Annotated in this window: 14 protein-coding genes and 1 rRNA gene; 4 read left to right on the forward strand and 11 right to left on the reverse strand. The window is 55.7% G+C overall.

The features are described 5' to 3' along the window. Positions 1-44: 44 nt before the first annotated feature. From F8562_RS04590 to pepQ, 5 genes are all read right to left on the reverse strand, one after another. A 16S ribosomal RNA gene (locus tag F8562_RS04590) occupies positions 45-1,584 on the reverse strand. Between the two features lie 389 nt (positions 1,585-1,973). Further along, entirely contained in the window at positions 1,974-2,507 is a 534-nt protein-coding gene (hemG, locus tag F8562_RS04595) for a menaquinone-dependent protoporphyrinogen IX dehydrogenase (RefSeq protein WP_004870475.1), read from the reverse strand. 11 nt (positions 2,508-2,518) lie between these two features. Next, positions 2,519-3,970, reverse strand: a complete 1,452-nt coding sequence (gene trkH, locus F8562_RS04600; RefSeq protein ID WP_004097624.1) for a Trk system potassium transporter TrkH — start codon at positions 3,968-3,970, stop codon at positions 2,519-2,521. Positions 3,971-4,011: 41 nt separating this feature from the next. Beyond that, positions 4,012-4,626, reverse strand: coding sequence for an IMPACT family protein (locus tag F8562_RS04605; protein ID WP_014227487.1), 615 nt, complete (start codon positions 4,624-4,626; stop codon positions 4,012-4,014). After that, on the reverse strand, positions 4,626-5,957 hold the full coding sequence (gene pepQ, locus F8562_RS04610) for a Xaa-Pro dipeptidase (protein ID WP_009652560.1): 1,332 nt from the start codon (positions 5,955-5,957) through the stop codon (positions 4,626-4,628). The genes F8562_RS04605 and pepQ overlap by 1 nt, the downstream gene beginning before the upstream one ends. A 191-nt stretch (positions 5,958-6,148) precedes the next feature. Here pepQ and fadB point away from each other — a divergent pair, with 191 nt between their 5' ends. The 3 genes from fadB to F8562_RS04625 all read left to right on the forward strand — a co-directional run bounded on the left by fadB (position 6,149) and on the right by F8562_RS04625 (position 10,063). Further along, complete coding sequence (gene fadB / locus F8562_RS04615) at positions 6,149-8,338, forward strand: fatty acid oxidation complex subunit alpha FadB (protein ID WP_014837093.1); 2,190 nt, start codon at positions 6,149-6,151, stop codon at positions 8,336-8,338. Between the two features lie 9 nt (positions 8,339-8,347). Beyond that, positions 8,348-9,511 (forward strand): acetyl-CoA C-acyltransferase FadA, encoded by a 1,164-nt coding sequence (gene fadA, locus F8562_RS04620; protein ID WP_014837092.1) that lies wholly within the window; start codon positions 8,348-8,350, stop codon positions 9,509-9,511. A 240-nt stretch (positions 9,512-9,751) separates the two neighbouring features. Further along, a complete protein-coding gene (locus F8562_RS04625) occupies positions 9,752-10,063 on the forward strand; it encodes a hypothetical protein (protein WP_014227485.1) in 312 nt (103 codons plus the stop codon). A gap of 44 nt (positions 10,064-10,107) precedes the next feature. Here F8562_RS04625 and fre read toward each other — a convergent pair whose 3' ends face one another. Next, positions 10,108-10,809 (reverse strand): NAD(P)H-flavin reductase, encoded by a 702-nt coding sequence (gene fre, locus F8562_RS04630; RefSeq protein WP_014227484.1) that lies wholly within the window; start codon positions 10,807-10,809, stop codon positions 10,108-10,110. 54 nt (positions 10,810-10,863) lie between these two features. After that, the gene (gene ubiD / locus F8562_RS04635; RefSeq protein WP_014227483.1) at positions 10,864-12,333 is read right to left on the reverse strand and encodes a 4-hydroxy-3-polyprenylbenzoate decarboxylase; all 1,470 of its coding nucleotides are present in this window, start codon (positions 12,331-12,333) and stop codon (positions 10,864-10,866) included. A 177-nt stretch (positions 12,334-12,510) separates the two neighbouring features. Here ubiD and rfaH point away from each other — a divergent pair, with 177 nt between their 5' ends. Next, positions 12,511-12,999, forward strand: a complete 489-nt coding sequence (rfaH, locus tag F8562_RS04640) for a transcription/translation regulatory transformer protein RfaH (RefSeq protein ID WP_004097595.1) — start codon at positions 12,511-12,513, stop codon at positions 12,997-12,999. Between the two features lie 6 nt (positions 13,000-13,005). On the opposite strand, the gene tatD is transcribed toward rfaH, so the two are convergent. The 4 genes from tatD to tatA are packed head-to-tail and all read right to left on the reverse strand — an operon-like array spanning position 13,006 to position 15,401. After that, a complete protein-coding gene (gene tatD, locus F8562_RS04645; protein WP_014837091.1) occupies positions 13,006-13,800 on the reverse strand; it encodes a 3'-5' ssDNA/RNA exonuclease TatD in 795 nt (264 codons plus the stop codon). 30 nt (positions 13,801-13,830) lie between these two features. Then, positions 13,831-14,604 carry a Sec-independent protein translocase subunit TatC gene (gene tatC / locus F8562_RS04650; protein ID WP_004097593.1) on the reverse strand — a complete coding sequence of 258 codons (774 nt, stop codon included), beginning with the start codon at positions 14,602-14,604 and terminating at the stop codon, positions 13,831-13,833. Positions 14,605-14,606: 2 nt separating this feature from the next. Next, positions 14,607-15,146 (reverse strand): Sec-independent protein translocase protein TatB, encoded by a 540-nt coding sequence (gene tatB / locus F8562_RS04655; protein ID WP_014227481.1) that lies wholly within the window; start codon positions 15,144-15,146, stop codon positions 14,607-14,609. Between the two features lie 3 nt (positions 15,147-15,149). Further along, positions 15,150-15,401, reverse strand: coding sequence for a Sec-independent protein translocase subunit TatA (tatA, locus tag F8562_RS04660; RefSeq protein WP_004097589.1), 252 nt, complete (start codon positions 15,399-15,401; stop codon positions 15,150-15,152). Positions 15,402-15,413: the final 12 nt, after the last annotated feature.

Raw genomic sequence — 15,413 nt, forward strand, 5'->3', positions numbered from 1 at the left:
ATCAGACAATCTGTGTGAGCACTACAAAGGCAGGTTCTTTAAGGTAAGGAGGTGATCCAACCGCAGGTTCCCCTACGGTTACCTTGTTACGACTTCACCCCAGTCATGAATCACAAAGTGGTAAGCGCCCTCCCGAAGGTTAAGCTACCTACTTCTTTTGCAACCCACTCCCATGGTGTGACGGGCGGTGTGTACAAGGCCCGGGAACGTATTCACCGTGGCATTCTGATCCACGATTACTAGCGATTCCGACTTCATGGAGTCGAGTTGCAGACTCCAATCCGGACTACGACATACTTTATGAGGTCCGCTTGCTCTCGCGAGGTCGCTTCTCTTTGTATATGCCATTGTAGCACGTGTGTAGCCCTACTCGTAAGGGCCATGATGACTTGACGTCATCCCCACCTTCCTCCAGTTTATCACTGGCAGTCTCCTTTGAGTTCCCGACCGAATCGCTGGCAACAAAGGATAAGGGTTGCGCTCGTTGCGGGACTTAACCCAACATTTCACAACACGAGCTGACGACAGCCATGCAGCACCTGTCTCAGAGTTCCCGAAGGCACCAAAGCATCTCTGCTAAGTTCTCTGGATGTCAAGAGTAGGTAAGGTTCTTCGCGTTGCATCGAATTAAACCACATGCTCCACCGCTTGTGCGGGCCCCCGTCAATTCATTTGAGTTTTAACCTTGCGGCCGTACTCCCCAGGCGGTCGACTTAACGCGTTAGCTCCGGAAGCCACTCCTCAAGGGAACAACCTCCAAGTCGACATCGTTTACAGCGTGGACTACCAGGGTATCTAATCCTGTTTGCTCCCCACGCTTTCGCACCTGAGCGTCAGTCTTTGTCCAGGGGGCCGCCTTCGCCACCGGTATTCCTCCAGATCTCTACGCATTTCACCGCTACACCTGGAATTCTACCCCCCTCTACAAGACTCCAGCCTGCCAGTTTCGAATGCAGTTCCCAGGTTGAGCCCGGGGATTTCACATCCGACTTGACAGACCGCCTGCGTGCGCTTTACGCCCAGTAATTCCGATTAACGCTTGCACCCTCCGTATTACCGCGGCTGCTGGCACGGAGTTAGCCGGTGCTTCTTCTGCGGGTAACGTCAATCGACAAGGTTATTAACCTTATCGCCTTCCTCCCCGCTGAAAGTACTTTACAACCCGAAGGCCTTCTTCATACACGCGGCATGGCTGCATCAGGCTTGCGCCCATTGTGCAATATTCCCCACTGCTGCCTCCCGTAGGAGTCTGGACCGTGTCTCAGTTCCAGTGTGGCTGGTCATCCTCTCAGACCAGCTAGGGATCGTCGCCTAGGTGAGCCGTTACCCCACCTACTAGCTAATCCCATCTGGGCACATCTGATGGCAAGAGGCCCGAAGGTCCCCCTCTTTGGTCTTGCGACGTTATGCGGTATTAGCTACCGTTTCCAGTAGTTATCCCCCTCCATCAGGCAGTTTCCCAGACATTACTCACCCGTCCGCCACTCGTCACCCGAGAGCAAGCTCTCTGTGCTACCGTTCGACTTGCATGTGTTAGGCCTGCCGCCAGCGTTCAATCTGAGCCATGATCAAACTCTTCAATTTAAGTTTGATGCTCGTAGAATTAAACTTCGTAATGAATTACGTGTTCACTCAGAGACTTGGTGTTCATTTTCGTCCGAGGACGTTAAGAATCCATGTCACTTTGAGTGCCCACACAGATTGTCTGATAAATTGTTAAAGAGCAGTTGCGACGCGCTTCAGCGCTCTGTCGCGAGGTCCCGTATAATACGTTTTCCTCATTCAGAGTCAAGCGATTATTTTCGCTTTTCTCTGCCGGTATTCATCGCTGAATCCCGCTGACCCGGCGGGCTGTAAGCCGTTGTTCCGTGTCAGTGGGAGCGCATTATAGGGAGTAATTCCGAAGTGACAAGGGGAAATTTCAAAAAACTTTTCGTTCGCTCAACTTTCCATCACCAGGGTGATTTAACGCGCTATTTGCTGGTCATTTGCGCAATTTCCCGCGCAAATCTGCCCACCTGCTGCCAGTCGGTATACACCACTTCTTTACTGACATCCGTTTCGCCGCCGGTCATCTTCATAATAAGGCGAATCATAAACCGATCGTACCAACGATAGCGTGGATAGCGGAGCGCGCCGGCAAACACCGCGCAGTGCTGCGGCTGCCACGGCGAGTTAAGCAGAAACTTGCGGGTGTAGCTGTTGGTCTGCGGCGTTCGTTTTTCTGGCTTACGCGCGACGAGGTTGACCGAGAAAAAGGCGCCCGGTAGCGCCTGCAGCGACTGAAGATGCGTTTTTACAAACCGTTCTAAGGCGGGATGAAAATGACCATAGCGGATTGATGCGCCGATGACGACACGATCGTATAAGGGCCACTCCACTTCATTGGTGCGGTTGAGATCGATCGTGTCCGCATCAATCCCCTGCTCTTTTAATTCAGATGCCAGATAGGAGGCGATTTCACGCGTCTGTCCGTCGCGGGTAGAAAAGAGAATCAAAGTTTTCACAGGCACTCCTGTTATTCGCGCCAGAAAGTCGGAGTAAATAGCACCAGCAAGGTGAACACTTCCAGACGACCAAACAGCATATTAGCAATCAAGATCCATTTTGCGACAGGGTTCATCGTCGCAAAGTTATCCGCCACAACACCCAGCCCAGGGCCAAGGTTATTCAGCGTCGCAACGACCGAAGCAAAGGCCGAGAAATCATCCACGCCGGTGGCGATAATCGCCAGCATACTAATGATAAACACTAGCGCATAGGCGGAGAAGAATCCCCAGACGGCTTCCAGGATACGTTCCGGCAGCGCGCGGTTCCCCAGTTTAATACTGTATACCGCGTTAGGATGTACCAGCCGTTTAAGCTCACGGTTACCCTGCTTGAAAAGCAGAAGAATACGGATAACCTTCAAACCACCGCCCGTCGACCCGGCACAGCCGCCGATAAAAGCCGAACAGAGGAGGAGGACCGGCAAAAATAGCGGCCAGCGCGCAATGCTGTCGGTCGTGAAGCCCGCCGTTGTCGCCATCGATACAACCTGAAAGAACGCCTGATTCACCGTCATGAGCGCCGAACTGTAGACGTCATGCAGCCACAGCACCAGGGTACATACCACCACCAGCGTGAGCTGCACGCCGATGAACATGCGGAATTCGGGATCGCGCCAGTACACTTTCAGGCTGCGCCCGCTGAGTAATGAAAAGTGCAGGCCGTAGTTACAGCCCGATATCAGCAAGAAAATCGCAATAATGGAGTTAATCGTTGGGCTATTAAAGTAGCCCACGCTGGCGTCATGGGTGGAGAATCCGCCAATCGCAATCGTCGAGAAGCTGTGCCCGATGGCGTCGAACGCCGGCATGCCGGCAAACCACAGCGCCAGCGCACAGGCCACCGTCAGTAAGACATAGATAAGCCACAGCGTTTTCGCCGTCTCAGCAATGCGCGGCCGCATCTTGTTATCTTTCAGCGGCCCGGGCATTTCCGCCCGATACAGCTGCATCCCCCCGACGCCCAGTATCGGCAGTATCGCTACCGCCAGCACGATGATCCCCATCCCGCCAAACCATTGCAGCATCTGACGATAGAAAAGAATGGCGTGGGGTAACGAATCTAACCCAACCAGCGTGGTTGCCCCGGTCGTTGTCAGACCCGAGAAGGATTCAAAGAAGGCATCCGTAATGCTCAGGTTGGGCTGTTCAGAGAAGATAAAGGGCAGCGAACCGACGCTTCCGAGCACCGTCCAGAACAGCACGACGATGAGAAACCCTTCGCGGGATTTCAGTTCACCCTTCTCACGACGGTTGGGCCACCACAGCAGCGAACCGATCGCCAGGGCAACGAAAAAGGTCTGGGTAAACGCCCGCCCCGCACCATCGCGATATATCAGGGCTATTAATCCCGGGAGGATCATTGTCCCCGAAAACAAAATGACCAACAGTCCAACGATTCGGGTTATCGCGCGAAAATGCATCTCTGGCGCTTCCTTTGATATGCAAAAAAATCAGGTGGGGATTATTCGTCAATCTTCAGTAATTGCAACGAACCGCGACTAAAATCAGCCAGTTTTGCTGAAAATAGCGCCACTTCAGCCTGAGGAAGCGCCACGCGCAGCTGAACAGACGCTTGATATTCGCTTTCGACAATTTTCCCTGAGAACTGAGCCAACAGCGTTTCAATCCCGGCCAACTGCCCGTATTCACACTGCAAAGTATACGCGGTCAGCGGCGTCTTGCGCTGTGTTGTCAGCAGCGCAAGCGCCTGGTGCACACCGCCGCCGTACGCTTTGACCAGGCCGCCGGTGCCCAGCAGAATACCACCGTAGTAGCGCACGACGACAGCGGTTATCTCGCCGACGCCGCTACCCATCAGCTGCGCCAGCATCGGTTTACCCGCCGTCCCCGCCGGTTCGCCATCGTCGGAAAACCCCAGCTGCTGCGAGTCATTCGGAGGCCCGGCGACCCACGCCACGCAGTGGTGACGGGCATCCGGGTGATCCGCCCTGACTGACTCGACAAACGCCTTTGCCGCCGCTACGCCGTCGGTGTGCGCCAACAGCGTGATAAAGCGGCTCTTTTTGATCTCTTCCACAAAGGTGGCCGGCGCGGCCGGTATCAACCAGCTTTCCATTACGCCAGTTTCAGATCGCGCGTCATGTTTTCAATACTGTTTTCGTGGATCACGACGTTGTCTTCAATACGAATACCGCCAAACGGTTTCAGCGCTTCAATTTTCTGCCAGTTGAAGTGTTTGCTGAACTGCCCTTCGCGCCACGGCGCCAGCAGCGATTCAATAAAATAGATGCCCGGTTCAATCGTCAATACCATCCGCGGCTGCAGTACGCGCGTGCAGCGCAGGTAAGGATATTTTGCCGGCGCGGCCAGATGGGTACCCGAATCATCCTGCATAAAACCCGCGACATCATGAACCTGCAGACCTAAAGGATGACCAATGCCGTGCGGCATAAACGGTCCGGTCAGATCGTTTTCCACCATCGCTTCTTCGCTCATATCTTTGACTATCTGATGTTTGCGCAGCAGTTTGGCAATACGCTGATGGAACTGGACATGATAATCCACGTAGCTCACGCCCGCCTTCATGGTGCTAATCAGCGCCAGCTGTTCCTCATTAACGTCTTTAATCAGTTGAGCATAGTCACTATCGCCATGCGCCGCCCAGGTACGCGTCAGATCCGCCGCATAGCCGTTATATTCCGCGCCCGCATCCAGCAGGAAGCTGCGCAATTCCGCCGGCGCGCGATGATCCAGCTTCGTGTAATGCAGCACGGAGGCATGTTCGTTCAGAGCCACAATGTTGCTGTACGGTACATCGGTGTCGCGATGGCCGGTCGCGGTCAGATAGGCCTGGTTGATATCAAACTCGCTCATCCCAGAAAGGAACGCTTCATGAGCGGCCTGATGACCGTTAACCGCCGACTTCTGCGCTTCGCGCATGCAGGCCAGCTCATAGTCAGTTTTATAAGAGCGATAGTAGTGCAGATAATCGATCGCCCCTTTCGGGTTGATTTTATCCGCCGCGATATCTAACCCCAACGCACGTTCCGGCACCGGCCCGATATAGGCAATATTGCCGCGCGCGGCGGGCAGCTGGCTGCCGATACCATCCGCTTTCGGCAGGGCAATCACATCCACCTCTTCGGTCCAGAATGAGGTCGGCAGCGGTTCCACGTTATGCCAGTAGTCGACCGGCAGATAGAACCACAGTTTGGGTTTGTTGACGCCGTCCACCAGCAGCCAGCAGTTAGGGACCTGCGTAACCGGCACCCAGGCTTTGAACTGGGGATTGACCTTGAACGGATACGGATGATCGTCAAGGAAGACGTTGACCAGTTCACCGGAGTGGATCAGCAGGGCATCCAGCTTAAAGCGGGCCAGAACATCGCGGGTGCGTTCTTGTAAGGTAACGATATGATTTTTATAGAGACCGGCAAGGGATTCCATCATTTATCCTTTGATTTTATGAGATCGTGATGCTTCGCATCTTAGCACAATGACCTCAAACGGGGTGATCTCTACCGGGTGTGATCCGACCAGCATTTATTTAAAGTCTTATTTGCAATTTCTTAACATAAAATCCACACTCCGTCTCATCTGGTATGACCAGATCATATTGCTGGATTCAGGAGACTGACATGCTCTACAAAGGCGACACCCTGTACCTCGACTGGCGGGAAGACGGCATTGCCGAACTGGTATTTGATGCCCCCGGCTCGGTCAACAAGCTCGATACCGCAACCGTAGCCAGCCTCGGTGAAGCGCTGGACGTACTCGAAAAACAAAAAGATCTGCAAGGGCTGCTGCTACGCTCCGAGAAAGCCGCTTTTATTGTCGGCGCGGATATCACCGAATTTCTTTCTCTGTTCCTGGTTCCCGAAGAACAGCTCAGCCAGTGGCTGCATTTCGCTAATAGCGTCTTTAATCGCCTGGAAGATTTGCCGGTTCCGACCATTTCCGCCGTCAACGGCTATGCGTTGGGCGGCGGCTGCGAATGCGTGCTGGCGACCGATTATCGCCTGGCGACGCCGGATCTGCGCATTGGTCTGCCGGAAACGAAGCTGGGCATCATGCCGGGCTTTGGCGGCTCGGTGCGGATGCCGCGGATGCTTGGCGCGGACAGCGCGCTGGAAATCATTGCCGCCGGCAAAGACGTTGGCGCCGAACAGGCCTTAAAAATCGGCCTCGTCGATGGCGTGGTTAAGCATGAAAAACTGATCGATGGCGCGGTCGCGATTCTGCGTCAGGCTATTAAAGGCGACCTGGACTGGAAGGCGAAGCGCCAGCCGAAGCTGGAGCCGCTGCATCTGAGTAAAATTGAAGCCGCGATGAGTTTTACCATCGCCAAAGGCATGGTGGCGCAAACCGCCGGGAAGCACTACCCGGCCCCGATTACCGCCGTTAAAACCATCGAAGCCGCCGCCCGCTTTGGTCGCGAAGAAGCGCTGGATCTGGAAAATAAAAGTTTCGTCCCGCTGGCGCATACCAACGAGGCGCGTGCGCTGGTTGGTATCTTCCTTAACGATCAGTACGTCAAAGCAAAAGCGAAGAAGCTGACGAAAGATATCGACACGCCAAAACACGCGGCCGTGCTGGGCGCGGGAATTATGGGCGGCGGCATTGCATACCAGTCAGCCTGGAAAGGCGTGCCGGTCGTCATGAAAGATATCAACGACAAATCGCTGACGCTGGGCATGACCGAAGCGGCCAAGCTGCTGAATAAACAGCTTGAGCGCGGCAAAATCGACGGTCTCAAGATGGCTGGCGTCATTTCTACTATTCAGCCAACCCTGGATTACGCCGGCTTTGAACGCGTGGACGTCGTGGTCGAAGCCGTTGTTGAGAATCCGAAAGTGAAAAAAGCGGTGCTGGCGGAAACGGAAGACAAAGTCCGCCCGGATACCGTGCTGGCTTCGAATACCTCCACCATTCCCATCAGCGAGTTGGCCAGCGTACTGAAGCGCCCGGAAAACTTCTGCGGTATGCACTTCTTTAACCCGGTGCACCGGATGCCGCTGGTCGAGATCGTTCGCGGCGAGAAAAGCTCGGACGAAACCATTGCGAAAGTGGTCGCCTGGGCCAGCAAAATGGGCAAAACGCCGATTGTGGTCAACGACTGCCCCGGTTTCTTTGTTAACCGCGTGCTGTTCCCCTACTTCGCCGGTTTCAGCCAGCTGCTGCGCGACGGCGCGGACTTCCGCAAAGTCGATAAAGTGATGGAGAAGCAGTTTGGCTGGCCGATGGGCCCGGCCTATCTGCTGGACGTCGTTGGCATTGATACCGCGCATCACGCGCAGGCGGTCATGGCGGCGGGCTTCCCGCAGCGGATGCAGAAAGATTATCGCGATGCGATCGATGCGCTGTTCGACGCTAACCGTTTCGGCCAGAAAAATGGCCTCGGCTTCTGGCGCTACAAAGAAGACAGTAAAGGTAAGCCGAAGAAGGAAGAGGATGCCGCAGTCGATAGCCTGCTGGCGGAAGTTAGCCAGCCGAAGCGTGATTTCAGCGATGAAGAGATTATCGCCCGGATGATGATCCCCATGGTCAACGAAGTGGTGCGCTGTCTCGAAGAGGGCATTATCGCCACCCCGGCAGAAGCCGATATGGCGCTGGTTTATGGCCTGGGCTTCCCTCCGTTCCACGGCGGCGCGTTCCGCTGGCTGGATACGCTCGGTAGCGCAAAATATCTCGATATGGCCCAGCAGTATCAGCATCTCGGCCCGCTATACGACGTGCCGGAAGGATTGCGCAGCAAAGCGCGTCATAACGAACCGTACTATCCACCGGTTGAGCCTGCCCGTGCGCCAGGCGACCTGAAAAAGGCTTAAGGAGTCACAATGGAACAGGTTGTCATTGTCGATGCAGTTCGTACCCCGATGGGCCGTTCGAAGGGTGGCGCCTTTCGCCACGTGCGCGCGGAAGATCTCTCCGCGCACCTGATGCGTAGCCTGCTTTCACGCAACCCATCCCTTGAAGCCAGCACGATTGACGATATTTACTGGGGCTGCGTTCAGCAGACGCTGGAACAGGGCTTCAATATTGCCCGCAACGCGGCGCTGCTGGCGGAAATCCCGCATTCGGTACCCGCCACCACGGTCAATCGGCTGTGCGGTTCTTCCATGCAGGCGCTTCACGACGCGGCACGCATGATCATGACCGGCGACGCCAGCGTATGCCTGATTGGCGGCGTAGAGCATATGGGCCACGTTCCGATGAGCCACGGCGTAGATTTCCATCCGGGCCTGAGCCGTAACGTCGCCAAAGCCGCCGGAATGATGGGGCTGACGGCAGAAATGCTGGCGCGCCTGCACGGCATCAGCCGCGAGATGCAGGACCAGTTTGCGGCTCGCTCCCACGCCCGCGCCTGGGCCGCGACGCAATCCGGCGCATTCAAAGCGGAAATTGTCCCGACAGGCGGTCACGACGCCGACGGCGTGCTGAAGTCTTACAGCTATGACGAAGTGATTCGCCCGGAGACAACGGTTGAAGCGCTGGCCGCGCTTAGACCCGCTTTCGATCCGGTAACCGGAACCGTGACGGCGGGAACCTCATCCGCCCTCTCCGATGGCGCCGCAGCCATGCTGTTAATGAGCGAAAGCCGCGCCCGCGAGCTGGGCCTGAAGCCCCGCGCTCGCGTGCGTTCGATGGCTGTCGTTGGCTGCGACCCGTCAATAATGGGCTATGGTCCGGTTCCCGCGTCAAAACTGGCGCTGAAAAAAGCCGGGCTCTCCACCAGCGATATCGATGTGTTCGAAATGAACGAAGCTTTTGCCGCGCAGATCCTGCCGTGCATTAAAGATCTGGGGCTGATGGAACAGATCGACGAGAAGATCAACCTCAACGGCGGCGCGATCGCCCTGGGTCATCCGCTCGGCTGTTCCGGCGCGCGCATTAGCACCACATTGATCAACCATATGGAACGCAAAGACGCGCAGTTCGGCCTGGCGACGATGTGTATTGGTTTAGGTCAGGGTATCGCGACGGTATTCGAGCGGGTTTAAGCAAAGCGTTAATCCCCTGAATCATTCGCGCGGCATCGCGGCGGCAACCGAGCAAATCCCCGGGAGCATAGAGAACTCGGTGACCGGGGTGAGCGAGGGCAGCCAACAAAGAGGCAGCGTGAATGATAACGGGAGAAGGTTTAGTTGCCGTTCTTCCCGCCTGTCAGGGGCGGGTTTTTTATTTCCGCTATTCGGTTATTATCACCGGATACGTCACGCTCATAAGGATAATGAAGAGTCATGAAAATAATCCCCATCATTTTTTTGCTAACGACGTTCCCTGCCGCAGCGCTCGCCAGCGAACAGGATAACGCTCAGGCCTGCCTCTCATGGGGGATCGGTAAAATGGCGCAGGATCCGCAAAGCGAGCGGTTCAAGGATCTGACCGTCACCGATATCACTACCGAACGCTATGATGAGAAGATAGGCAGCCAGCATATCGCGACGCAGCTAACCGCCACGCTGGAAAAAGAAGGGAACCCGGTAGGGAAAATGCTCTGTTTGCTGGAAAACGAACGACCGCTGTACGTTTACTTCAGCGATGCCCGGTAACAACAGCATCCGGGCCAAAAGCCCGGATGCTGGCAGAGCGGCTATCAGATAAACGCAAAGGCATCGCCAAACAGGCGATCTTCGCGCGCGCCGCGCTCGTTGCAGAACAGGTCGCGGGCAATTTTCGCCATCTCGAAGCGGCCAGCGATATAGATATCATGCTCTCCCAGCGTACCGTAATCCTGCAGAACCGCCGTGAGTACGGTTCCGGTACGGCCACGCCACTCGGCGTCAGGCTGCTCAACAACGGGTTCGACGCGCAGGCCCGGATGCTGCAGGCTTAACGCTTCGAGCTCGGCCAGGTCATAGAGATGTTTCGCTTCGCGCCCGCCCCAGTAGATGGCGATATCGCGATTCGGATTGCGCGCCAGCGCGGTGAGCAGAATCGAACGCACGTAAGAGAAGCCCGTTCCCCCGGCGATTAAAATCAGAGGACGTTCTTCATCATCGCGCAGCCAGGCTTCGCCATGCGGCATATCGACCTCGATTTGACGCTCTTTCAGGATTCGATCCATCACCGCCATCGCATACAGGTTCAGTTCAGATGCACCGATATGCAGCTCGATAAACTCCTGTTCCGACGGCGTGGAGGCCATCGAGAATGGGCGCTTATCGCGTTCGTCCATCACGACCATCAGATACTGACCGGCACGGAAGGAAAACGCCGCTTCCGGCACTAATCGAACGCGATACACAGTATCGGTAATCGCCTCCACTGAGGTCACTTTACAGCTTAAGGTTGTCATGCGTCCCCTCTGTCGGGTCTATTGTGCAAAACAGCGGCGTAGCCCCGCTTACTGTTATTTGAAGATAGCCAGTTCATCCCAGATGGCGTCGACGCGCGCCGTCACCTCAGGATCTTTCTTGATCGGACGACCCCACTCGCGCTGGGTCTCTCCAGGCCATTTATTTGTGGCATCCAGCCCCATTTTTGAACCCAAACCGGAAACCGGTGAGGCAAAATCCAGATAATCAATTGGCGTATTTTCTACCAGTACCGTATCACGCGCCGGGTCCATACGGGTAGTAATCGCCCAAATCACATCATTCCAGTCGCGCGCGTTGACATCGTCATCGCAGACAATAACGAACTTGGTGTACATGAACTGGCGGAGGAACGACCAGACGCCCATCATGACGCGTTTCGCGTGACCGGCGTACTGCTTCTTCATCGTGACGACCGCCAGGCGATAGGAACAGCCTTCAGGCGGCAAATAGAAATCCACGATTTCAGGAAACTGCTTTTGCAGAATGGGGACGAACACTTCGTTCAGCGCAACGCCCAGTACCGCCGGCTCATCCGGCGGACGCCCGGTATAGGTCGAGTGATAGATGGCATCTTCACGCTGAGTAATGTGGGTAACGGTAAAGACCGGGAAGTTATCCACTTCATTGTAGTAGCCAGTATGGTCGCCATAGGGGCCTTCCGGCGCCATTTCTCCGGCTTCAATATACCCTTCCAGCACGATCTCCGCGCTGGCGGGCACCTCAAGATCGTTAGAGATGCACTTCACGACTTCGGTTTTGGTGCCGCGCAGTAGCCCGGCAAAAGCGTATTCGGAAAGGGTATCCGGAACCGGAGTCACCGCCCCGAGAATGGTTGCCGGATCGGCGCCCAGCGCGACGGAGACCGGGAAACGCTCGCCAGGACGCGCCGCGCACCACTCCTGGAAGTCCAGCGCGCCGCCGCGATGCGATAGCCAGCGCATAATCAGCTTGTTCTTGCCAATCAGCTGCTGGCGATAAATGCCCAGATTCTGCCGCTCTTTATGCGGGCCGCGGGTCACCGTCAGACCCCAGGTGATCAGCGGCGCGGCATCTTCCGGCCAGCAGGTCATGATCGGGATACGAGTCAAATCAACTTCATCACCCTGAATGATTTTTTGCTGGCACGGCGCTCCGCGCAGACGCTTAGTCGGCATATTCAGCACCTGTTTGAACTGCGGCAGCTTATCAAACAGATCGCGGAAACCTTTTGGGGGTTCCGGCTCTTTCAGGAATGCCAGAAGCTTACCCACTTCCCGCAGAGAACTGACATCCTCCTGCCCCATCCCCAGCGCGACTCGCCGCGGCGTGCCGAAAAGATTACACAGCACCGGCATGGCGTAGCCCTTGGGATTTTCGAATAGCAGCGCCGGACCGCCAGCTCGCAAAGTGCGGTCGGCAATTTCGGTGATTTCCAGGTGAGGATCGACCGGCAGGGAGATCCGTTTCAATTCCCCCTGCTGCTCCAGTAATGTCAGAAATTCGCGTAGATCGTGGTATTTCATGGAGTTGTTATTGACCTCTATACAGGCGGGTGATTATACGGCGTTCGCCGGAGCTATGCTGTATTTTTGTTAAATTAGCGTGAAAGAACGCTGAAATTTAGTTTTCACCCGCAATGATTTCGCGATCGTACCGGGCTTTTGTTATGCTTGCAGCTAGTAGCATTGGAAAGAGTCATTATGCAAGCCTGGTACTTACTTTATTGCAAACGTGGGCAGCTTGAACGAGCCCAGGAACACCTTGAACGGCAGGCCGTCAATTGCCTGATGCCAACGATCGAGCTGGAAAAAATCGTCCGCGGTAAACGCACGACGGTCAGCGAGCCCCTGTTCCCAAATTATCTGTTTATCGAGTTCGACCCGGAAGTGATTCATACCACTACCATCAGCGCCACGCGCGGCGTGAACAGTTTTGTGCGTTTCGGCGCGCTGCCCGCTATCGTGCCATCTGCCGTCATTCATCAGCTTTCCATCTACAAACCGGAAGGCATCACCGATCCTGAAACGCCGCACGAAGGCGACAGCGTGCTGATTACCGATGGCGCTTTTGAGGGTCTGCAGGCTATTTTTACCGAACCGGACGGCGAAGCCCGCTCGATGCTGCTGCTGAATCTGCTTAACAAGCAGGTGCTCCAGAGCGTTAAAAATACTGACTTTTATAAAATCTGACGGCGCTTAAAAAGCCACGCCAAAAAGTCTTCTGACGTTAGCATCAGTCACGTCTTCCAGCCATTGCGCCTCCTCCCCACGCCATTGCGCGATGCGGGTCAGAATATGCGGCAGGTAGGCGGGCTCATTGCGGCGAGAAGCGGGTTTTGGCAGCATATCTCGCGGCAACAGGTACGGCGCATCGGTCTCAATCAGCAGGCGCTCTGCCGGAATATCGACCAGCAGCTCTCGCAGCTCCAGCCCCCGACGCTCATCGCATACCCAGCCGGTGATACCAATAAATAAACCGTGCTCCACGCATTCGCGCATCTCTTCGCGGCTACCGGTAAAACAATGCACAACGGCCCCCGGGAGCTTATCAAGCCAGGGCACCAGCAGGGCCAGGAAGCGCTCGTGCGCATCGCGGCAGTGCAGAAATACCGGCATCGACAGCTCCGCGGCCAGCGCCAGCTGAGCGCTAAACGCCGCTTCTTGCTCCTGAGGCGTCGAAAAATTGCGGTTGAAATCCAGCCCGCACTCACCCACCGCAACGACTTCCGGCTCGCGAGCCAGCGCATAGACCGCTGCCGCCGCCGAGTCCGTCCAGCTGCGACTGTCGTGGGGATGAACGCCGGCCGTTGACCAGCACCCGGAATAACGGCGCGCCAGTTGCTGAGCCTGCGCGCTTTCATGCAGGTTGGTTCCCGTCAATAGCATCCCGCTGACGCCCGCCCCCCGGGCCCGGGAAACCACCTCGTCGCGATCGCGGGAAAACTGCGAACTGGTCAGATTTACGCCGATATCAAACATCATCGCTCCCATACGGCAACCGCCCTGGCGGGCGGTTGAGCGTTATTCTTCTTTGCCCTGCGCCTCTTCGGCAGCGGCATCCTCATCACGCGTCAGGCGTTTACCGGTGTAGAACCGCGCGAAGAAGACCCCGACCTCAAACAAACAGTACATCGGAATCGCCAGCAGGGTTTGCGAGAACACGTCCGGCGGGGTCAGCAGCATCCCGACAACGAATGCGCCAACCAGTACGTAGGGGCGTTTCTTACGCAGGTCGTCCGGCGTGGTGACGCCCATCCAGCACAGCAGGACGATGGCCACCGGAACCTCGAATGAGACGCCAAAGGCGATAAACAGCGCCATCACAAAGTCGAGGTAGCTGCGAATATCGGTAGAGACCTGTACGCCTTCCGGCGCCGCGTGGGTCAGAAAACCAAACGCCAGCGGGAAAACGACGAAGTAGGCAAAGGCCATGCCGATATAGAACAGCAGCGTACTGGAGACCAGCAGCGGCATAACCAGCCGACGTTCATGCTTATACAGCGCTGGCGCCACAAAGGCCCAGACCTGATACAAAATGACCGGGACCGACAAAATTATCGATACCATAAAGGTCAGCTTGATCGGCGTGAAGAAAGGCGAGGCCACATCCGTGGCGATCATGGTCGCACCGACCGGCATCTGCCGAATCAGCGGCGCGGAAACCAGCTGATAGATATCGTTGGCGAAATAGACTAACGCCAGGAAAATCACCAGAATCGCAAGAATGCTGTTGATCAAGCGCTTGCGCAGCTCAATCAGATGCGTAATTAGCGGTTGAGTATCGTCTACGCCCATTTTTACTGTTTATCACTCGGTACAGGGGAGGAGGAATCGGAAGCCGACACGGCAGCTTTCACTTTCGCTGCCGGGATTTCACTCTGCGAAGCGGGGAGTTCTTCAGACACGGAGTCAGGCGCATGCTCTGGCGCACTGGCCTGATGTTCAGCCGTCGCTGGCGTCACGTCCTTGCGCTGCTCTTCACTCCCTTTTACGACCGGGTTGTGAATGGTATTGGCTTCGTCGCTGGCTTTTTCAGGATCGTGGGCGGAGTAGGATCGCTTCATAGATTCAGCCGCTTCACGCAGTTCATCCATTGAAGCTTTTAGCTCGGGCGTCAGGTTGTCCAGGCTGGCCTTTTCCACCTTTTTAAGGCTTTCCTGAAACTCCTGCAGTTTTAATTCCTGGGTAATTTCATTTTGTACGGTAGCCGCAAGCGACCGCAGCGTGCGGATCCAGCTCACCACCGTCTTTACCGCTACCGGTAGTCGCTGTGGCCCCAGAACGATGAGGCCAATCACGAATACCAGCAGCAGCTCACTAAAACCGATATCGAACACGAATTACACCTGCTCTTTGTCGTGGCGTTTAGTCTCGTCTTTCTTTGCATCATCCGGCTTATCAGCAAGGGTCTTCGCCGCGAAATCTGCATCCGGCGCGGATTTTTCCGGTTTCTCTTCGTCGCTCATGGCCTTTTTAAAGCCTTTGATCGACGCCCCTAAATCTGAACCGAGCGAGCTCAGCTTTTTTGTCCCAAAAAGCAGAACCACGATGACGACAACAATGAGTAACTGCCAAATACTGATACCACCCATACACATTCCCCT

This window comes from Klebsiella sp. RCJ4 (assembly GCF_009025755.1).
Classification (GTDB): Bacteria; Pseudomonadota; Gammaproteobacteria; order Enterobacterales; family Enterobacteriaceae; genus Klebsiella; species Klebsiella michiganensis.